Annotated in this window: 14 protein-coding genes; 8 read left to right on the top strand and 6 right to left on the bottom strand. The window is 72.7% G+C overall.

The window, feature by feature from the left end:
* The first annotated feature begins 166 nt into the window (after window positions 1–166).
* From WME89_RS22880 to WME89_RS22860, 5 genes are read left to right on the top strand one after another with little or no spacing between them, the layout of a single operon-like run.
* Window positions 167–1,519 carry an STAS domain-containing protein gene (locus WME89_RS22880; protein WP_438011240.1) on the top strand — a complete coding sequence of 451 codons (1,353 nt, stop codon included), beginning with the start codon at window positions 167–169 and terminating at the stop codon, window positions 1,517–1,519.
* A gap of 23 nt (window positions 1,520–1,542) precedes the next feature.
* Complete coding sequence (locus tag WME89_RS22875; RefSeq protein ID WP_436618553.1) at window positions 1,543–1,938, top strand: STAS domain-containing protein; 396 nt, start codon at window positions 1,543–1,545, stop codon at window positions 1,936–1,938.
* A complete protein-coding gene (locus tag WME89_RS22870) occupies window positions 1,919–2,704 on the top strand; it encodes an anti-sigma regulatory factor (RefSeq protein ID WP_436618552.1) in 786 nt (261 codons plus the stop codon). Before WME89_RS22875 ends, WME89_RS22870 begins: the two co-directional genes overlap by 20 nt.
* Window positions 2,701–3,285, top strand: a complete 585-nt coding sequence (locus WME89_RS22865) for a SpoIIE family protein phosphatase (protein WP_436618551.1) — start codon at window positions 2,701–2,703, stop codon at window positions 3,283–3,285. Before WME89_RS22870 ends, WME89_RS22865 begins: the two co-directional genes overlap by 4 nt.
* Entirely contained in the window at window positions 3,282–3,761 is a 480-nt protein-coding gene (locus WME89_RS22860) for an ATP-binding protein (protein ID WP_438011239.1), read from the top strand. The genes WME89_RS22865 and WME89_RS22860 overlap by 4 nt, the downstream gene beginning before the upstream one ends.
* A gap of 381 nt (window positions 3,762–4,142) precedes the next feature.
* Here WME89_RS22860 and WME89_RS22855 read toward each other — a convergent pair whose 3' ends face one another.
* Complete coding sequence (locus tag WME89_RS22855; RefSeq protein ID WP_437627342.1) at window positions 4,143–5,168, bottom strand: tetratricopeptide repeat protein; 1,026 nt, start codon at window positions 5,166–5,168, stop codon at window positions 4,143–4,145.
* Window positions 5,169–5,380: 212 nt separating this feature from the next.
* Window positions 5,381–7,309, bottom strand: a complete 1,929-nt coding sequence (locus tag WME89_RS22850; RefSeq protein ID WP_438011238.1) for a L,D-transpeptidase family protein — start codon at window positions 7,307–7,309, stop codon at window positions 5,381–5,383.
* A 279-nt stretch (window positions 7,310–7,588) separates the two neighbouring features.
* Between WME89_RS22850 and WME89_RS22845 the strand changes: the two genes are divergently transcribed.
* From WME89_RS22845 to WME89_RS22835, 3 genes are all read left to right on the top strand, one after another.
* Window positions 7,589–8,947: a hypothetical protein gene (locus tag WME89_RS22845; protein WP_438011237.1), complete on the top strand. Its 1,359-nt coding sequence runs from the start codon at window positions 7,589–7,591 to the stop codon at window positions 8,945–8,947.
* A gap of 137 nt (window positions 8,948–9,084) precedes the next feature.
* A complete protein-coding gene (locus WME89_RS22840) occupies window positions 9,085–10,365 on the top strand; it encodes a hypothetical protein (RefSeq protein ID WP_438011236.1) in 1,281 nt (426 codons plus the stop codon).
* 53 nt (window positions 10,366–10,418) lie between these two features.
* On the top strand, window positions 10,419–10,667 hold the full coding sequence (locus WME89_RS22835) for a hypothetical protein (protein WP_438011235.1): 249 nt from the start codon (window positions 10,419–10,421) through the stop codon (window positions 10,665–10,667).
* Window positions 10,668–10,684: 17 nt separating this feature from the next.
* Here WME89_RS22835 and WME89_RS22830 read toward each other — a convergent pair whose 3' ends face one another.
* From WME89_RS22830 to WME89_RS22815, 4 genes are all read right to left on the bottom strand, one after another.
* Window positions 10,685–12,415: a hypothetical protein gene (locus tag WME89_RS22830; RefSeq protein WP_438011234.1), complete on the bottom strand. Its 1,731-nt coding sequence runs from the start codon at window positions 12,413–12,415 to the stop codon at window positions 10,685–10,687.
* Between the two features lie 210 nt (window positions 12,416–12,625).
* Window positions 12,626–16,735, bottom strand: coding sequence for a hypothetical protein (locus WME89_RS22825; protein WP_438011233.1), 4,110 nt, complete (start codon window positions 16,733–16,735; stop codon window positions 12,626–12,628).
* A 197-nt stretch (window positions 16,736–16,932) separates the two neighbouring features.
* A complete protein-coding gene (locus tag WME89_RS22820) occupies window positions 16,933–17,934 on the bottom strand; it encodes a hypothetical protein (protein ID WP_438011232.1) in 1,002 nt (333 codons plus the stop codon).
* Between the two features lie 185 nt (window positions 17,935–18,119).
* Window positions 18,120–19,607: a methyltransferase domain-containing protein gene (locus WME89_RS22815; RefSeq protein ID WP_438011231.1), complete on the bottom strand. Its 1,488-nt coding sequence runs from the start codon at window positions 19,605–19,607 to the stop codon at window positions 18,120–18,122.
* Window positions 19,608–19,649 lie beyond the last annotated feature (42 nt).

Genomic DNA, 19,649 nt, shown 5'->3' with positions numbered 1-19,649 from the left:
AGCGCGAGGCGCTCTCCGCGGCCGTCTCGCGCGGCTCGCGCGTCTCATCCTCCCGGCGCGCAGAGCTCGGAGGAGCTGCCAGGGTGGCTCGCCGCGCCGCGCGCCGGAGAGACGTGCTGCCCGGCGCTCCGCGGCGCGAGCGCGGGCCTACGACGGAGAGTTCGCGATGAGCGAAGAAGCTCTGCGGCAAGAGATAGCGAGGCTCACGGAGCGCGTCGCGACGCTCGAGCAGCAGATCGAGGAGCACGAGCGCGCGGCGAAGGAGCAGGCCGCGCAGCTCGACCGCGCGACGAGCGAGGCGCGCGAGCGCAGCGAGCAGCTGGCCCGCTCGGAGGAAGAGCTGCGTCGCCAGGCGGGCATCTTCAAGCTCGTGCTCGACAGCATGGCGGACGGCGTCGCCGTCGTGGACGACAGGGGCGAGCTCCTGATGCGCAACCCGGCCGCCGAGCACATGCTCGGCCGCGCGCCGCTCGACCTCGCCTCGGGCAATGGCGCCGGGACCGGGGACGCGACGCTGTTCTTCCCGGATCAGGCGACGCCGTGGCCCGCCTCCGAGCACCCCCTGGCGCGCGCGCTGCGGGGCGAGACGGTCGATCAGGTGGAGCTCTTCGCGAGGAAATCGGCCGAGCAGGACGCACGAATCGCCGCCCGCCGGGCTCAGGGCGCAGCGGGCAACGCCATGCCGACGCTCGCCCCCGCCTCGGGGACGCAGGGCGACGATGTCGAGCCGCGGTCGGTCCGCGTGCCGTCCGTGTTCGCCGACGGGCGCATCGACCCTGGCCCTGCGTCAGGTCTGTTCCTGACGGTCAGCGCCAGCCCGATGCGGGGCAAGGACGGGTCGATCTCGGGCGCCGTCGCGGTCTTCCGCGACGCGACCGAGAAGAAGCGCCTCATCGAGGATCTCGAGGCGAAGAACCGCGACCTCGTGGAGAGCGAGAGCGCGAAGAGCGAGCTCGTCGAGCGGCTCCGCTACGCCATCGACGAGATCTCGACGCCCATCCTCGAGCTCTGGGACGACGTCCTCGCGCTGCCGATCATCGGCGTCGTCGACTCGCGCCGGAGCGCGCAGATCATGGAGCGGCTGCTCGACGAGATCGTCCGCCGCCAGTCGCGCTACGTCATCATCGATGTGACGGGTGTCGAGGTGATCGACACGCGCACGGCCGACCATTTCATGAAGCTGATGAAGGCGGTCGAGCTGCTCGGGGCGCGGTGTCGCATCACCGGTGTCCGCCCGGCGGTCGCGCAGACGATGGTGGAGCTCGGCATCAACCTCGGCACCGTGCGCGCCTCGCGCAACCTCAAGCACGCCCTTCGCGAGAGCCTGGCGTTCGCCGGGCAGAAGCCGACGCTCACGTCGCTCATGGGCGCCCGCCGCGGCGCGACCAAGGGCAACGACAAGCAGGCAGGGCAGCCATTCACCCCTGGCGGCCCAGAGGCCGCTTTCGACCCGTCGAGCAGCGGTCCCATGCTCACGACACAGCTGCAGCTCAGCGCGAGGAAGGAGACGTCCACTTGATGCAAGCGGGTAGGGTCCCCATTGTGGGCCTCTTCGGGAATTTAATCGTCTCGGTGCAGGGCGGGCTCACCGACGGACAGGTCGAGCAGCTGCGCGACGACGTGACGGGGTCGATCGAAGCGCGCTCGCCCCGCGGTCTCATCGTCGACCTCTCCGGTGTCGAGATTCTCGACAGCTATCTCACCCGCGCCATCCGTGACATCGCGCTCACGGCCCGGCTGATGGGCGTCCGGACGGCGGTGTGTGGCTTGCGCCCCGCGGTCGCGATCGCCCTCGTCGAGATGGACCTCGAGATCCCTGGCGTCGTGACGGCGCTCAACCTGGAGCGCGCGGTCGAGATGCTCGCGCCGTCCGCAGATGACGACATGATGCCGCCGGAGCTCACGAACGAGGTGTCGCATGAAGATCCCTCCTCGTGACGGACCGCCCTCCAGTGGCGGCGCCACGGGGCCGCCGTCGAGCCGGTCCGGCGGACCGGTGTCGACGCGCATGCCTGGCTCGCCGCAGTCGGCGCGCGGCCCTGTGCCGTCGTCTCCGCAGATCGTCGGCCGCTCGATCACCGATCAGATCGAGACGGTGCTGGCGCAGTTCCTCTCGCCTGCGGTGAGGAAGAGCGTCATCGACTGCGGCATTCGGCAGGCGAAGGTCGACCCGCTCTACGCGCGCGAGGGTGATCTCCGGCGCTTGCTCGTCGAGGTCAAGCGCGGCGTGAAGCTGTTCGTGCGCGACCAGGCGCAGCTCGATCGGTGCATCACCGAGCTCGGCGAGCTCGATCACGCCGCGCCTGCGCCGCGCGAGATCACGATCGAGGTGCGCAACGAGGAGGACGTGCTGCGCGCGCGGTCTGCGGGCCGCGAGCTCTGCATCGAGCACCTCGTCAGCGACGTCCTGCAGACGAAGATCGTCACGGCGATCTCCGAGCTCGGGCGCAACATCGTGAGGTACGCGGGCAACGGGCAGATCATCGTCCGATCGCTCACCTCGCCGATGCGGGCGATCGAGATCATCGCGACGGACCACGGGCCGGGGATCTCGAACCTGCAGGAGATCCTGAGCGGGAAGTACCGCTCGCGGCACGGCATGGGCGCGGGCCTCCGCGGTACCAAGGCGCTCATGGATGCGTTTGATGTCAAGACGGCGCCCGGGGCAGGGACGACCGTGACGGTCAGGAAATATCTCGGATGACAGTCGCGATCGGGACTGCGTGCTGCGTCGCTGCCGGCGAGGAGGTTGCCGGCGACGAGGTGGTGGTGGTCCGGCATTCTCCCTGGGTGCTGATCGGCCTCGCGGACGGGCTCGGGCACGGCCCTCACGCAGCGCAGGCAGCTTCGGCCTTCTGTCGCTACGTGGAGGACCACGCATCGATGCCGCTCGAGGACCTCCTGACCGGAGCGGGAGAGCACATCGCGTCGACGCGCGGGGCGGCCGCGGCGCTCCTGCGCATCGACGAGAGCGCGGGGGAGCTCGAGTTCTCCGGTGTCGGCAACATCGCGATGAAGGCGATCACGCGGACGGCGATGCCGATCTTCTGCTCCGCCGGGATCCTCGGGCGGCGCGTGCGGCGGCTCCGGAGCTTCCGCTTCCCCATCTCGCCTGGCGATGTCGTCATGCTGCACTCCGACGGCATCTCCAGCGGCTTCGATCTCGCGGCGTTCCGCGATCTCGATCCCGAGGAGATGGCGCGCCGGATCGTCGACGCCCACAAGAAGTCGTTCGACGACGCGACGTGCGTCGTCGCCGTGCTCCGCGACAGGGTCCTGGCGTGACGCAGCGGACCCCGCCTGCCTTCAACATCCCCGTCACGCGCGAGGAAGATCGCTTCGCCTGCGCTGCGGAGGGCGCGCAGATCGCGCGCTGGGCGGGGCTCTCGGACCGCGCGCAGCACGAGCTCGCGATCGCGATCGCCGAGCTCGTGTCGAACGCCGTCCGCCACGGCGGCGGCGGCAGCATCAGCATCCGCGCGATCCACGACGGCGCGCAGGCGGGGAGCGGCCGGTGGGGCGTCGAGGTGATCGTGCGCGACTCCGGCCCCGGCCTGGATCCGAGGCTGGTGATGGCGGAGGAGATCGGCCCGAAGAGCGATCGCAGCCCGTCGTCGTCGAGCTCCCCGCGCCTCACCCCGAGGATGCCCGGGCAGGGGCTCGGCGTCGGGCTCGGCGCCGTGCACCGGCTGATGAGCTCCGTGGTCATCCGCTCGTCGCCCGGCGTCAGCACCGAGATCACCGCCATCAAGTGGAAGTAGGCAGCCCCTCGCGCGCGCGCCTGGCGCTCGCTGCCCACCGCGCACGCTGAGGTCGCGTCTCTCCAGTCGGCGCGAGGTCGCGTCTCTCCGGTCGGCGCGAGGTCGCGTCTCTCCGGTCGGCGCGAGGTCGCGCTGGCGAGCGCGCGTCCGTCAGTCGGCGTCAGCTGGCCTTAGGTCGGCGTCAGCTGGCCTTAGGTCGGCGTCAGCTGGCCTTAGGTCGGCGTCAGCTGGCCGTAGGTCGGCGTCCGCTGGCCGTAGGTCGGCGTCCGCTGGCCGTAGGTCGGCGTCCGCTGGCCGTAGGTCGGCGTCCGCTGGCCGTAGGTCGGCGTCCGCTGGCCGTAGGTCGGCGTCCGCTGGCCGTAGGTCGGCGTCCGTTGGCCGTCAGTTCAGCTCTTTCTCGGTCCGCTCGTTCTGCTCGGCCTCGAGGAACGTCGCGGTGATCTCGCGCTCCAGCGCGAGGTTGATCTCGCGATCGAGCGCCTCGATGCTGCCCGCGAGGCGCGCGACGTTGAGCGCGTAGACGAAGACCCGCGCGCACGGGTGGACCTCGGCGTTGCCGCGGAGCCCCCGCTCGCGATCGTCGGCGTTGAGGCCGTCCAGCAGCACCAGCGCGCGGGGATCGACCCCCTCGGCCACGAGCTCCATGCCGGGCACGTCGGAGATGTAGAGCTCCGCCCCCTCGACGTACCGCCTGAGCACGTGGTTCAGCGCGGCGACCGTCTTCTGGGCGAGCGTCATGAAGCCGTCCCGGCTCGGCGCCCAGGGCGGCATGCCGAGCTCGACGTCGAGCTCGCGTGAGCGCAGGAAGGCCTGCGTCGCGCCGCGGACGTCGCCCCGCTCGTCGCGGATGAGCCCGAGGTAGTAGTGGGCCTCGGCGTGCCGCGGGTCCTTGAGCGCCGCCTCCTCGATGAGCGCCGCGGCCTTGTCGGCCTGGCCGATCTCGTAGAAGGCGCGGCCGACGAGGAAGGTGTGGTTCGGGTTGTCGTAGGGACCCTCGGGGATCCTGGCGGCGACCTGCGCGGCCTCGTCGAGATCGCCTTTGCCGAGGAGCGCGTCGAACTTGAGGAGGAGCGCGTCGATGATCTCCTCGTCGACCTCGGCCAGATCGAGCGCCTGGTCGCACATCTCGATCGCCTGGTCGAAGTCGCCGAGCGGGTGGATGTACACCTCGGCGGCGTTGAGCATCGCCTCCAGGTACGTGTCGTCGAGGGCGATCGCCTGGCGGTACGCCTCGATGGCCTCCTCGCCCTCGCCCTCGAGCGCCGCGACGAAGCCGAGCAGGTTGTGAGCCTCCGGCGAGTTCGGGTCGAGCTCGAGGGCCCGCCGGGCCGACGCCTCTGCTCCGCGCGTGTCCCCGCGCTGGACAAGATCCCACCCGCGATCGAGGTGCGCCGAGAACTGGTCCATGGCGGCTCCACAAGTGTGCGAAGGGGGGCTCCGAGTCAAGAGGGAGCCCTGTCAAAGCGACCATTCAAGCTGTTCTGAACACGACCGGCCCGAATTTCCATCGCTCGCCGCGCGCCTTCCGTGGTCGCGTCGCGTCGCGTCGCGTCGCGTCGGGGCGGCAGGCGGCCGGGCGGCCTCCAGAGCAGCCGGGCGGGGCGACCGGCCGCCCTCGCTCACTCGTGGATGGACACGAGCGTGCCTCGGTTCTCCGGCGTGGCCCAGACCCCGTGCCAGCCGCGGGGCAGCCGGGGCTCGCTCCAGAAGAAGACCTTCTTCGCGTCGAGCGGCGAGAGGTTCACGCAGCCGTGGCTCATCTCCCGGCCGAAGTTCGAGTGCCAGAAGGCGCCGTGGAGCGCGTACGACCCGTCGTAGTACGCGACGAACGGCACGTCCTCGATGCTGTACGGGAGGTCGCCCGCGACCGTCCCGTCGCCGTCCATCGTGGTCGCGATGTGCTTCTCGCGGATGCGGAACACCCCTGTATGCGTCGGGTGATCCTTCTTCTTGTCCTTCGAGCGCCTGCCCGGCGAGATGAGCGTCGCGAACACGGGCCTGTCGCCCTCGATCGCGACCAGCGTCTTGCGCGTCAGGTTCACGTCGATCCACTTCTCGCCCGGCGCGACGTCCGGCGGCGGGGAGCCGATATCGGTGTACGTGCCGTCGGCGCCCTTCATCCACCAGCCCTCGGTGGTCCGGCGGTAGACGGTCGATTTGTGGGTGTGCGCCTCGCCCGTGAGGCCGAACGCCGCGAAGCGCTCGAGCGAGCCGGCCACGGAGACGGACTTCAGCTCGGCGTCGAACTGGTACTTGTTCGCCGTCTTCGCGAGGATGAAGCCGACCGATTTGGCGCCCTCGGGGAAGTCGATGCCCTGCGAGGCCGGCGGCTTGATGATGTACATGCGGTCGCTCGGCGCGACGAGGCCCGCGGTCGTCTTGTACCAGCTGCGGCCGTTCCAGCCGAAGGTCTTGTCGACCGCGACGAAGAAGCCCTTCACCATCCGCTTCGCGACCGTCGCGTCGGCGTCCTTGTCGAGATCGGCGAGCGTGACGTTGAGCGGCCTGCCCTTGTCGTCGACGTTCTCCCACCAGGGCTTCTCGGGCTCCTCCTCGACGGGCGCCGCGGTGGTGATGCCGAGCGACGCGGCCGCGGCGACGGCCGCCGCCTTGTCCTCGGCCGCGGAGCCCTCCGCGGCGACCGCGGTCACGGCCGGCGCAGGGCTCCCCTCCGTCTCGGTGCTCGCCGAGGGGCGCGGGGCGGCGGCCGCGGCGGCGACCTCCTTCTCGGTCTCCTCGTAGAGCTCCTCGGCGCGCTGCCGCTCCTCTTCCTTCTTCTTGCGCTTCGAGGACTCGAGGTACGGCTCGTAGCGCGCCATCTCGTCCTTCGACGGGACGGAGCGGTAGAGCGGCGTGCCGTGCGTCGTGTTGAAGGCGTACTTGTACGGGAGGACGTCGTCGAGGTTCGGCGGCGTGATGCCGAGGCGGACCTGCGGGTTCGACATGTCCGTCGTCGCCGACCGCCCGCAGACGTAGCCGCCGTCGAGGAGCCGGTACCAGCCCTTGGCGCAGCTCCCGCCCTTGATCGGCTTCGGATCGACAGGCACCTTGCCGCCGAGCCGGATGTAGCCGAGCCGCTGCTTGGAGAACTCCATCGTCGGGTAGACCGCGGCCTGCGGCACGATCGAGCCGAGCAGCGGCCCCGTGTACGGCTTGTCGGGCGCGGGCGGCTCCGGGGCGTCGGAGGGCGCGGCGCTCGGGGCCGCCTTGGGGCCCTCGGCGGGGGCGTTCGCGCGCGCCGACGACGTCGGCGCCGGGCGGGGGAGGGACGTCGTCCGCTCGTGCGGCGGGTGGCCCTCGGTGGAGGGGCCCGGGGGCGCCTCGCCCTGGCAGCCGCTCGCCCACGCCGCGGCGCCGGCGAAGGCGGCCGCGGCGACGAACCCGAGCGCGCTGGAGACCAGCGAGGTGCGCGCGACGCTGCCCTCGGGGCGTCCAGCGTCCGGCGCCGGTTGCGGCTTTCGCGCGTCGCGGGTGCGGACGTTTCCGCTGCCCTGCGGTCGTGCGAGGTCCTTCTGCCCGCGGGGGCGGGGGGCCTGAGAGCGGTTCATCGCATCCACAGCGTTGGGCGAGGACCGGCCTTCCTGATCCTCGCGGTCTGATGATCGACCCGTAGGGTCGGGTCGGCTCGGCGGTCTTAGTACCTGGTCGCTCACGTGTCGATCCACTTCTCTGCGGAGCGCGCGCCCCCCGGGCTCGCGAGGGCGGTCGCTGCAGCAGCCACGTCGCCTCGCTACAAGAGCGAAGGACATGCCACGCAGCCGCGCGACGCGGCGCGGCCGCGCCTGCGGCGCGGATGCCGTTCGGACGGCTGCTGCTAGGGTACCGCCGTGGCGGAACGGACCCCGGGGCGTGGCTCGAACAACACGACGTCGGCCCGGCGCGCGGGCCGGGGCGCTGTGGTCGCCCCGTTCATCCGCGCGGCCTCGCGGCGCGCGCTGGCGACCGCGGCGGCGGTCGCGCTGCTCCTGCACCTGCCCCTCCTGCCGACCCCACTGTTCTCGTGGCTCGAGGCGATGTTCTCGGTGCGCGGCGAGCTGGCCGACTACGACGCGGGCGAGACGATCGTCCCGATCGACCTCGATCTGCTCGCGGACGACCCCAGCGCTGTCGCGGCGGCGCCCTCCGCGACCGGGGGCGAGGGGCAACCCTCCGGGGCAGGCGCCGCGGCGCCCGCCACGCCGCCGCCCGCGCCGCCCCCTCCCGCCGCGTCGGCGAGCGCCGCGCCCGACGCGGGCGCGCCCGCGCCGCCGCGCCGCAAGCCGCCGGGCGACGCGGGGCCGGACGCGGCAGGCGACGGGGGCACGGAGGACGAGGGCGATCACCCGAACCTGCGCACCCCGCTCAGCGCCGCGGGCGCGCCGGGCAAGCTCGCGTCGAAGGACCCGAACGTGCAGGTGCTCATCGCCGGCGACCGGCTGCGCAGCCACGTGCTCGGCGAGTGGTTCGGCCGGATCCTGACGACCATCCCCCAGTGGCAGTCCTTCTTCAGCGACACCTCCGTCGACCCGATCCGGGACATCGACCACCTCCTCATCGCCGGGCCGCAGCTGCGCGACTCCAGCAAGGTCGTCGCCGTCATGGACTACCGCGCGCCCGAGCAGGTCATGCGCGCCGCGATCGACGTCATCGTGCAGCGGTCGAACGGCGCGTGGATCGAGGACGCCCCCGTCCCCGCGGCCCGCGCCACGGCCGAGCGCAGCGAGCGCATCTTCGCGATGATCCCGGACAAGCGGCTGCTCGTGGTCCTTCCTGCTGAGGAAGAGGATCAACTATCCAAGTTGAAGTCCATGAAAGGCTTCAACAAATCGTCGGCGGCTGGCATCGTCATCTCGATGCTCACGCCCGCGAACGCCTTCCGCGGGGTCCAGGCGCTGCCGCGCAGCCTCGCGTGGATGCGGCTCACCGTCACGCCGACGAAGGACGGCGGCGCCGACCTGGCGCTCACCGCGGGGGACGAATCCGCTGAAGAAGCGCTGGCTCACGCGCGAGAGCTCACGAGGACCTTGAACGCGCTCCGGACCATCAACCTCGGGATCACCCGCATCGACGTGGTAGACGAGGTCACCTTCAACACCGACGGGAAGGTCATCTGGTCGAAGCTCCACGTCACGAACCGGCAGCTCAAGCTGATCATGGGCTTCGTGGAGCAGGCGCTGCGGGACCAGGCCGCCGCCCGGAAGAAGTAGCGCGAGAGCGCGCGCGGGTGGGGACGGGGAGCGCTCGGGGAGGCCGAGTGCGGCCCCGGCGACGGCGGAGCGCCGCCGGGCCGCTCGGAACACTAGCCAAAGGGGCGGCGTTCAGTTAATCCGACCAGCCCGCGCCGATGACGCCCGAACACTCTCCGCACGCCGTGCTCGATGAGCTTGCCGGTCACCCTCATGGCGACGACCTCGCGCGGGTGGTGCACACGGCCGCCTTTGCCGCCGCGGACGAGCGGCGGACGACCCTGGAGGGCGGCCTCGCGGAGCTCGTGGACCGGGCGGGCCTGTCGGCCGCCGACGCGGAGACCCGGTTCGGCAACGTGATCCGGGCGCTCGAGCGCGGCACCAGCGAGGGCGCGGGGAGCGCGACCCGGGTGCTCCTCGCCACGCTCCTGGCGCGCGGGGTGGCGCTCTCGCCGCCCGAGGGGCCGGAGGCCGAGGGGCGCGTCGCCGAGGCGCTCGTCTGGCTGGCCACGTACACGTCCGTCGACGCGCTGACCGCGCTGGACGCGGCGCTGGGCGAGCGCGCCGCGGGGCTCTGGCGCTCGGTCGCCGCGCTGGTCCGGCGCGCCGACCAGGGCGCGCTGCCGCAGCTCGGGCGGGCGGGCGCGATCATCGCCGCGGCGGCGCTGCGCGGGAGCGCCTCGCCGGCCGCGCGCGCCGAGGCCGCGGCGCTCGTGGACGAGGTGCGCGATCCGATCGTGCGCTCGCTGCTGCGCGACGCGCTGTCGCCCGGCCGGCGGCCGAGCCGCGCGCCGGGCGCCCCGGCCGGGGACGGCGAGGCGGCGCGGGACGGCGTGGACGAGGCCTGGGCGGCCGGCGCGCCGGAGCTCGAGGGCCGGGCTCCGGCGCGGCTCGCGGGCGAGCTCTCGCCGCCGCCGCGCGGGCCGGTGGCGCTCGTGCTGCTGGCGGCGACCGGGATCTTGCTGCTGATGCACGCGGGCCGGCTCGCGGGGCGGTTCCTGCTGCGGTACCGCCGGCCCGCGGCGCTGGAGGTCAGCCCGAGGGGCGTGACCGTCCGGAGCCGGACCGAGCTGTTCGGCCGGGCGGTGCGGGAGCAGGAGACGTACATCCCGGTCGAGGCGCTGCTCCGGGCGACGCGCGAGGTGCGCTACCCGCGGCTCGGCCTCTACGCGGGGCTGGTCGCGCTGGGGCTCGGGACGTACCTCGGCGTGTCGCTGCTCGTCGACGGCGCGCGGGCCGGCTCCCCGGAGCTGCTCGGCATGGGCGCGCTCGTCTTCGCCGTCGGCGCGGCGCTCGATTTCGGGCTGTCGCACGTGGAGACGGCGACCCGCGGCCGCTGCCGCGTGGTGCTCGTCCCGCGGAAGGGCCCCGCCGTCGCGCTCGCGGGCATCGAGCGCGCGGCGGCCGACCTCGCGCTGGGCAGGCTGCCGCGCGCCTGAAACTTGGCCGGGTAGCGCCGCCTCCGCTAGGCCGATCGGGCGAGGTGATGGCGATGCGCTCGAAGACCGAGAGGATGGCGGGGCTCAGGCGGATGCTGCACGACCTGCTGATCGCGCGAGAGAGCGGGGAGAGCGCTCCCCGCCTGGCGCGCGCGCAGTGGCACGTGGACGGCACCATGCGCGCGCTGCTCGACAGCGGGCAGGCGACCCGGCAGGAGCTCCTGGAGCTCGTGGCCGCCGAGCGCGCGCGCGTGAGCGGCCCGGCGACGGCGGAGATCGGCGCGGCGTCCCTGGTTGCCTGACGGCGCCGCGGCGCCGCTCACTGCTGCGGGCAGCTCGCGTTCGCGCTGAAGTCCCAGCACGCGCCGCTCAGGCCCGCCGCGCCATTGCTCTCGGCGGGGCCGCCGAGGCCGGCGGGGCCGCCGTCGCCGGCCGTGCCTTCTCCCACGACGCTCAGCGCCGGCGCCTGGCTCGGCGTGGCCGCGTAGGCGATGCCCAGCGCGTGGCCGCCTCGGCCGCCACCGCCGGGGCCGCCGTCGCCGCCCGCGCCGCCGGTGCCGCCGGTGCAGCCCTGCTTGGAGCCCACCTTGCCAGAGGGCTCGCCGCCGGCAGCGCCCATGCCCCCGAGGCCACCGGGCTTGCCGTCCCCGCCCATGCCCCCGCTACCGGCCTTGCCCACGGTGACGGTCACGTCGGTCAGCGCCAGCTTGTTCCCCAGGCTGACGATCCCGATGCTCGACCCACCTGCCTTGCCGCCGGTCCCTGCTCTCCCGCCGCAGCCACCGGCCCCGCCGCCGCCGCCGCTGGCGCCCACGCCCTCCACCGTGTTCGCCCCGGCCGGGCAGAAGAGCCCTCCCTTCGTGCCGCCGCCGCCGCCGCCGCCCTGACCTCGCGTCCCGCTCGTGCCGCTGCGGCCGTTGCCGCCGACAGGGCCCGCCAGCGTCAGCGCTGTGTCGCTGTCGTTGCCGGGCAAGCCGGGGGAGCCCGCCGCGCCGGACGCGCCGTCCTCACCGCGCGCGCAGTTGGACTGCGAGGCCAGCTGCCCGGCGCCGCCGAGCCCGGTGCCGTCGGGGTTCTCTGCCGGGAGCGGCGTGCCGTCCTGGCCGTTCTGCCCATTGCCCTCTTCCATCCCCGGTGTCCCGCCGAGCCCGCCGAGCCCGCCGCGCGACTCCCCGTCGTCGCACTCCGTCACGCCCGCCTCGCCGGGGAAGACCGCCGCGGGGCCGACGCACGCGTTCGAGACCACCGCCGGCGCGCTCGTCCCGCCGAGCGCCGCCTCCGGCGTCTCGCCCGTCGCGCCGGCCATCCCGTTGCCCGCGGTGACGGCGACCTTCGTGAGCGCCGCCTCGATGTCCGCGACCGCCACGCCGATCGACGACCCGCCCGACTCCGTCGCGTCCACCGCGCGGATCGCGAAGCCCTGCACCCGTGTTCCGCCCGCGTCCTCCGTCAGCGTGAGCGCCACCCGGTCCGCGGGGGCCTCGATCATGCTCCGCGCTTCAGCGCTCCACGACCACCCCGCGTTGCAGTCGAAGCCGCCGAGCACCTCGGCGGCGACCCCGATCGTCACGCTCTCCTTGAACGTGCCTCTCGAGTCGAACGCGTCGCTCGAGCACGCCAGCACCGGCTTCTTGCCGGCGGCCTTCTCGATCGCCTCCGCCAGCGACGCGTACGGCCTCGCCTTGGTCCCGTCTCCTCCGGACGGCACGCTCGCGCTCGCGAACACGACGCACCGGTCCGTCACGATGTTCGCGTCCTGGGTCGGATCCCCCGAGCACTCGGGTCCAGGGTCGACGGTGCCGCCGGCGGTCCCCCCGGAGGGGCAATACCTGACGTCGTCCTCGCATCGCTCGGAGTACGACAGCGGCCAGCACCCGGCGAGGTGCAGCGCCGCCACAGCCGACGCGGCGGGGATCACCCACGATGAGAGCTGGATACAGGCCCGCCGCCGGCGCGCGGTGCCCCGCGCCCGCGCGCCGCCCGCGCCTCCCTCATCCCGCGCCCCACCGATGAGGAGAGGGGATGCTTTGCCCTCCGCCTTGCTGCTCATTCGTCCCGTCGCTTTCATGGTCTGGTCCCAAGCCTTTCCTGTGACGCTTCGCTCTCCCTGCAGACCGCTGCAGAAGGCGCACACGCGCGGCGCGTCGCCCCGAGCATACTCAGCCGATCGATCACCCGATCAAGGGCGATTCACCGACCGCACGGGTCCGGCGGGGCGCCGCCGCGCGGCGCCCCTCTTCCACGCGCGTCCGTCCGGAGCTCAGGGGGCGACGAGCGCCACGTCGCCCTTCGTGGTCTGCCCGCCGACGCGCCACCAGTTCGCGATGAGCAGCCGCCCGTCCACCTCGACGATGCGCGAGAAGGCGCCCGCGAACCCCTGCTGATCGATCGCCCGCACGAACCAGCTGTGGCCGTCGCCGCTCTTCGTCCCGATCGCGAGCCGCAGCGTCCCGCTCGTCGCGTCCTGGTAGCTGATGCGCACCTCCCCGGCCGCGGTGACGAACACGTTCGCGTCGTCGCCGACGAGGTGCTGCCCGTCCTCGAAGGGGACGCCCTCGATCCCGAGCCCGTCGTCCGCCACCTCGGAGGGCTCGACCTCGGTGCCGCCCTTCACCCGCGCGTACCGCAGCCCCTCCGAGCGGCCGTCGGCGTACGCGAGGTGCCAGTCCCCCGCGCGGTCGATGAACAGCGACGTCCCCATGCCCACGTCGCCCGTGTCGGTCCCGTCCGGCGCCGCCCCGTCCACGATCCGGGTCTCCCACGCGCCCATCGACCGCGACGCGATCACCACGTTGCCGTGGATGCGATCGTAGAACGCGAGGCCGAACCCGCCCGCCGCGTCCGGCGCCATCGCGATGTAGTCGCCGATCGCCTCGGGGTACGTCTCCGTGCGGCTCCCGTCGGAGATCGCGGCGCACACCGGCGAGCCGCCCTCGTCGATGCACGCCTCCCCGGAGCCGCACGCCGGGTCGCAGTCGTCCTTCGCGAGGGGCTTCGCGCAGCGCCCCGTGGTCCGGATGCACTTCATCCCCCCGCCGCAGAGGAACTCGCGGCACGGCGTCGCCTCGTCCCTGGCCACGTCCTCGAACCGCCATGCGCCCTCCTCGGGCGTGGCGCTCTCGCCGGTCGCGAGCCGGACGCTCGACGTGACCGCGCCGTCCTCGTCTTCGCCCGGCTCCATCGCCAGGTAGGCGATGACCGGCAGCCCCTTCACGAAGAGGAGCTTCGCGTAGCGCCCGATGTCGCTGTTCGACGCTTGCTGCACGGAGCTCACGGCCCACGTGTCGCCCTGCTTCTGCGCGAACTTGAGCCCGCGGTTCGTCCGGTCGTAGTAGGCCACCGCCGGCTCGCCGTCCGGACCGACGGCGATCGAGGTCCACAGGCCGACGTCCTCGCCGGGGTCGGTCTGGCCCGCGCGGAACCCGCGCACGTCGAACCGCTGCGGATCGACCGGGGGCTCCGCGGGCACCCCGTCGATCGCTTCCCACGCGACCGCCTCGCCGTCCCACGTGCCGACGACGAGGTCACCCCACTGGAAGGCGTTCTGCCAGTCGGCCTCCGCGTAGCCCGCGACCCAGACCGTGCGCTTGTCCGCGGCGACCGCGACCGACGTGTAGGCCCCGACCAGCCCGGGCTGGAGCGTCATGCAGTCGGGCGCGACGCACTCGTCCTTCGCCTCCACGGACGGCTCCTCGCTGCACGAGCACCCCGCGTGCGAGCCGAGGAGCGCGGTGACGGCGACGCCGGCCAGCGCGGCCCGCGCGCCCCGCAGGCCGCGCGCGCGCCGCGCGTGCTGCCCGGCGCCGCGCGGGGCCGACGCGCGTCGTTCAGCGTTGCGCGCGCTCGACGCGCTCGACGCGCTCGACGCGCCGCCGCGCCGCGCGAGCCGCACGGCCGCCGCGGCGACGGCGAGGCCGAGCCAGAGGCCGCCGGACGGACCCTCGCCGGGGCCGCCGGCCACGACGCAGCCGCAGCCGGCGGTCGGATCGATGGGCATGCGGCCGCGGAGGATCGGCTGCCGCGCCGTGCCGAGGTTGCCCTCCTCGTCGACCGCCTCGACCTCGATGTCCGCGGCGTCGCCGACGTCGACCGTCCTCATCTCCGCCGCCGCCGCCCAGGGCGACCAGACCCCGTCGTCGAGCCGCACGCGCACCTTCGCGCGCTCCGCGTCCGAGACCATGTCGCGCACCTCGAGCGGCACGTGGCCGTCCACCGCCGCGCCTACCGAGATGACCGGCGGCTCGACGTCGACCACCATCTCCACGGTCGCCGGCGTGGGATCGAGCGACAGCGGATCGCCCGCGATCCGCGACCGCACCGAGATCACGTGCCGCCCCGGGAGCCGCAGCCAGTCGTCGCGCAGGTCGACGATGCGGTCGCGCGTGAACGGCCGCCACACGCCGCTGTCGATCCGGTACGAGTACTCGACGGTCCGGGTGCCGTCGTCGAGCGGCGAGCTCATCACGAGCCGGGCGGTGGGCCCGTTGTCGCGGGTCATCGTCGGCAGGCGGAGCCCCTCGGCCCGCACCTCTTTGCGGCTGAGCTCGGCCTGCGTCTCGCTCCTCATCGCGCGCTGCTGCGCCGGCATGCCGAACGCCGCGAAGATGCCGAGGTAGCTGTCCTGCCCCTTCGTGAGCTTCCGCAGGCCGGGGGAGCCGGCGCCGTCGACCGACTCCGGGAGCACCAGCGAGAGCCCGAGCCCCGAGAGCGGCCCGTTGAGGTCGATCGCCGGCAGGCCGCCGCCGATGAGCTGGCCGACCTGGCTGCTGAGGAGCCCGCCGAGCGACTCGGCGATGGACTCGGGATCTTCCCGAAGCAGCCCGTTGTTCGTCACCTTGCCATTCTCGACCCCGATCGTCTCGATCACCGGCGTGAGCCCCTCGGGCGTGACCGCGAGGTTCATGGGCACGTCGAGATCGAACGTCGCCGTCATGAACCGGACGAACCGGTCGAGCGACCAGATATAGAAATCGAAGCTCGCCCGCTCGAGCTTGATGCGGATCAGCGGGTCGTCGCTGAAGCTCGTGCCGTTGCCGAACGTGACGCGCGGCGGCACCTGGGGGCGAATGACGAGCGCGACCTGCTGCGACTCGCGCTGCAGCGCGAGGTCCTTGGCCGACGCGGCCAGAAGCCCCAGCGTGCCGGAGTTGAGGAGAGGCACCGTCTCCGTGGAGATCCCGAGACAGAGCAGCCCACTGTTGTAGAGACCGTTCAAGGCGTAATTCGCGAATCGCTCGGAGATCGCGAGACCGAGGTGCGGGCCGGGGAGATCGGCGGGCCAGCCGGAGACTGTGTTGGCGACGAGCTCATCGGGAATCGGGATGCCCGTGGGCAGCGCCATGTCCGACAGCGGCACACACTTCGAGATCGGCAGCGGCTCGGCGCCGCCGTAGAGGCCGAGGGAGAGCCCGTTGCCGACGGGGTTGAGGTCGCCCCAGGCGAGATCGGAGCTGTCGTCGCGCTCGCTCGTGCCGCCGCCGGCGAGCAGGAGGTCGAACCCGCCCTGCGTGCCGGGGGAGATCCCGGCGAGCAGGCGGCCGAGGTCGAGGTGGCCCTCGACGCCGAGGAGGATCGAGGCGCACTCGTCGGTCGCCTGCGTCCCGTAGCGGCAGACGCCGTTGATGTCGTTCGTGCCGTCAGGGCAGGCCGGGTCGAGCGCCGGATCGGCCTTCAGACAGAGCTGCTGGTCGAGCTGGGTCTTCAGCGCATCGGACATGGATCCCATGAAGCTCGTGATGATCGGCTTCACGAAATCCAGGGCATCGCCGACCCACGTGCCGCCGCAGTCGAGGTGCAGGCTCGACTCGAGCTGATCTTGGTCGATCGAGAGCCGGGTGACCTTGACGCGCGAGTACCCCTGGCGCGAGTGCTGCGGGTTGACGTCGATCTCGATCGAGAGATCGACCTCGACATCGATGTTCGTGAAGGTCTGCTCGTCGGGCGGGCATGCGTCGTTGCCGTTGAGGGTGACGTACTGGGTGCTCTCGCCGAGAACGCCGCCGTCCAGGAAGATGGGCAGGCTCTGCATTCGCACCGGCAGCGGTCCCCGGATGACGAGGTTGTGCGGCGCCCTGGGCTGGATCTGCAGCGCCGCGCGCCCCACGTCGATCTCGGCCGTGCACGTCGGGGGCGTCGCCCCCGGATCGGCCCCGTCGGGACAGAGCGTGTAATCGATGATGCCGCCGAGGACCGACCCCGGGGACCTGGGGACCGAGAAGGTGATCACGCCGCTATCCCCGCCGCCGAGCAGCGCGCGCCCGAGGACGCCCAGGTTCTGCTCGAGGAACTCGAGGCCCGACTGCGTGAGCCGGGCCGAGCCGGCGTTCTCGATGCGGTCCGCGGGCTTGAAGCCGGCGGGGAGGGGGGTCATTCCACAGCCGGCGCATCCGCCGCCCGAAGCGGCACATCCGGCGATGACAAGCAGGACAAGGATGGAAGAGAGATGCTTGATGACGCGGGGCATAAGGAACCCTCCGGGGAGCACGACCCGCAGCGCCGGGCCCGCTGGGCGCGGGCCTCAGGACGCCACGACAGATCGTACGCTCCCGGGAGAGGCACCCGCAAGCGCTACTGTGGACAGAGCCCCGTGATCTTGACGGCGCTCGCGGCGTACTCGGCGCCGAGCGCATAGGCGTCTGCGCAGTCGTCCGTCGCCGCCGAGTTTGTCGCGCTGCACCAATCCCCCTTGAGCACGATCTGGCCGCTCTCATCGCGCTTGCAGGTATTGGGCGTCTCACCCGTGCCGTATTCTCCGATGTCGCCCGAGAGCACGACACAGAGGCTCTGGTTGACCTCGGGGACGATCACCCGGTCGACCTCCTCCAGCGTGATGAAGGCGGAGAGCTTGCCGTCGTTGATGAACGCGGGCGGGTCGCCGTCCTGGCCGGGGAGGCAGGCGTTGAGCGGGTCGAGCGCCTCGCTGTTGCGCCGCCCGATGCAGTTGTTGTCCGCGGACACCTGCGCGTCGGTGAGCTTCACCTGGTGCAGGGGCAAGATGATCGGGTCCGAGCTCGTTTCCAGGAAGATCGGGACGTTGAGGGTCTCGGCCTCGCCGCTCCAGGCGCCGTCGGTCAGGGGGGCGTCGATCTCCGTCGGCGCGATCTCGAACTCGCCGGCGGTCATGTTGGCGAAGCAGTAGCCGTCGAGCGGGTCCTCCGTGGGCATCGCGCCGCCGGTGCGCAGCTTGCCGGTCATCGTGTTGAACTCGAGGAGCCAGGAGAAGGTGCCCGTGCCGTTCAGGTAACACAGGGGCAAATTCATCGTTAACCCCTGGGCGACGAGGCGGGCGATATAGCCGGTCGCGAGCACGTCGGGCTTCGTGATCGTGAGCTGCGCCATGCGCAGCCCGAACGTCGTCGCCCCTTGGTTGTCGTGGACGGCGATGCAGTCCGACTCGACAGCGGTGCAGACCGGGTGGCGCAGCGTGCAGTCGCCGGTGGACCCGCCGCCGGTCCCCCCGGCTGAATTCGAACTCGACCCGCCGGCGTCGTCGCCCCCGCACCCCGCCACCGCGGCCGCGCCCGCCAGCGCGGACACACCTAGTACATAAACCACCTTCAAAAAACGCATCTCTTGCCTCCTCTGGAGTCCAAAGGTGCCGAGTATAGGCGACCGCAATGCGATGACCACGGAGGGGGAGGCGACGGCGCACCGCGTCGCCGCGGCGTCCCGCGGCGCACCGGGGAGGCGACGTCTGTGGACGCGCGATGGAGCGCGCGCGAGGTCCAGGCGGCGCGCGATGGAGCGCGCGCGGTCTAGCGGCGCTCGTAGCGGTCGCCGAGGCGGTCGCCCACGGGGAGCGCGCGCAGGAGGCGAACCATCGTCCACACGGTGCCGGCCAGCTTGCGCAGCTTCGAGGTGCCGACGCGCTCGTTGTAGTCGATGGGCATCTCCACCACGCGATAGCCACACTTGGCCGGGAAGAGCAGCGTGTCGATGGGCAACGCGTCGCCCTCACCATCGAAGTCGAACGCGCGAATCACCGAGCAGCGGTAGGCGCGCATACCGCTGTGGACGTCCGAGGTGGGGATGCCGTGCATCGCGTGCGCCATGGCCGCGAAGGCGCGGTTGGCGAGGTAGTTCGGGACCGGCATGGCCGCGGGCCGCGTGCGGGTGCGGGCGCAGTTCACCACGTCGGCGCCCTCCTCCTCGACGAGCCGCCGGAGCACCGGGATGTTCTCGGCGGGGTAGGTGAAGTCGCAGTCGAGGTAGATGAGCAGCTCGCTCCGCGCGGCGGCGCTGTACATGAGGAGCTCCATGGCCGGGCCGTGCCCGCGCGGCGGCACCTGCCGGAGCACGCGCGCCCCGAGGCCGGCCGCGATCTCCGGGGTGCGGTCCCTCGTGGAGCTGTCGACGCAGAGGATCTCCGCGTCGGGCGCGGCCTTCCTGATCTCGCCGATCATGGCGCCGACGCTCTCCTCTTCGTCCATCGTGAGCATGCCGACCGTGAGCCGCATCCGGCGCGGGCGCGGCGGCTTCCTGGCGACGATCACGTGCTGGAACGCGAGGAGGCCGGGCGCGCGGTCGGCGACGACGTCCTCCAGCGGGCGGACGAGCGCCTGGTAGGCCTGGTAAGGGAGCGAGCGGGCGAGATCGGTCGGGTCCTCGCCCGCGCCGAGGCCGCTCAGGATGAGCCCCTTGGCGGCGCGGACGAGCATCGGGTTCTGCTCGACGCGCAGCACCTCGAGCCCGGCGCGCTCGACGAGCCGGATCGCCGAGGCGCGGGTGAAGAAGCGCAGGTGCGAGTCGTCCAGGATGCCGCTCGGCTCGTAGTCGAAGCGCCCGGCGAGCAGGCCGAGGCGCACCGGCCACGCCGCGACGTTGGGCAGCGAGACGATGACCTGACCGTCCTCCTCGAGGTGCGGCAGGAAGCGGCAGAGCACCGCGAGCGGGTCCGCGGTGTGCTCGAGGACGTCGGCGAACAGGAGCAGGTCGAAGCGCCGATCGCCGAGCGCCTCGCGCACGGCGGCGTCGCTCGTGATGTCGGCGGCGAGGACCTCGTCGAGCACCGCCCCGGCGCGCGCGAGCGACCCGGGCGCGATCTCGACGCCGGTAACGCGCGCGCCCGTGCGCTTGATGGCGGCGCCGTTGACGCCGATCCCGCAGCCGACGTCGAGCACCGTCCGCGGCCGGCCGGCGGCGGCGACGAGGGCGCGGTTCACCTCCTCGACCACGTACTTGTGCCCGGCGGGGGCCTCGGGCGCGGCCTCGGGCGCGGGGAGCGGCGGCGAGCGGCGGGCCATTTCGCCCTCGTCCTCGGGAGGGCGCGGCCCTCGAGCTTCCCC

Origin of the sequence: Sorangium sp. So ce321 (assembly GCF_051530195.1) — a bacterium.
In the GTDB taxonomy this organism is placed as follows: Bacteria; Myxococcota_A; Polyangia; order Polyangiales; family Polyangiaceae; genus Sorangium.
The sequence above is the reverse complement of the archived record's forward strand: the minus strand, read 5'-3'. Positions and strand labels throughout refer to the sequence as shown.

Bases quoted from the DNA above. Each gene is read 5' to 3' on its own strand.
- WME89_RS22880 (WP_438011240.1), top strand. From the start codon at position 167: ATGAGCGAAGAAGCTCTGCGGCAAGAGATAGCGAGGCTCACGGAGCGC.
- WME89_RS22870 (WP_436618552.1), top strand. From the start codon at position 1,919: ATGAAGATCCCTCCTCGTGACGGACCGCCCTCCAGTGGCGGCGCCACG.
- WME89_RS22865 (WP_436618551.1), top strand. From the start codon at position 2,701: ATGACAGTCGCGATCGGGACTGCGTGCTGCGTCGCTGCCGGCGAGGAG.
- WME89_RS22855 (WP_437627342.1), bottom strand. From the start codon at position 5,168: ATGGACCAGTTCTCGGCGCACCTCGATCGCGGGTGGGATCTTGTCCAG.
- WME89_RS22850 (WP_438011238.1), bottom strand. From the start codon at position 7,309: ATGAACCGCTCTCAGGCCCCCCGCCCCCGCGGGCAGAAGGACCTCGCA.
- WME89_RS22840 (WP_438011236.1), top strand. From the start codon at position 9,085: ATGACGCCCGAACACTCTCCGCACGCCGTGCTCGATGAGCTTGCCGGT.
- WME89_RS22835 (WP_438011235.1), top strand. From the start codon at position 10,419: ATGCGCTCGAAGACCGAGAGGATGGCGGGGCTCAGGCGGATGCTGCAC.
- WME89_RS22830 (WP_438011234.1), bottom strand. From the start codon at position 12,415: ATGAGCAGCAAGGCGGAGGGCAAAGCATCCCCTCTCCTCATCGGTGGG.
- WME89_RS22825 (WP_438011233.1), bottom strand. From the start codon at position 16,735: ATGACCCCCCTCCCCGCCGGCTTCAAGCCCGCGGACCGCATCGAGAAC.
- WME89_RS22820 (WP_438011232.1), bottom strand. From the start codon at position 17,934: ATGCGTTTTTTGAAGGTGGTTTATGTACTAGGTGTGTCCGCGCTGGCG.
- WME89_RS22815 (WP_438011231.1), bottom strand. From the start codon at position 19,607: ATGGCCCGCCGCTCGCCGCCGCTCCCCGCGCCCGAGGCCGCGCCCGAG.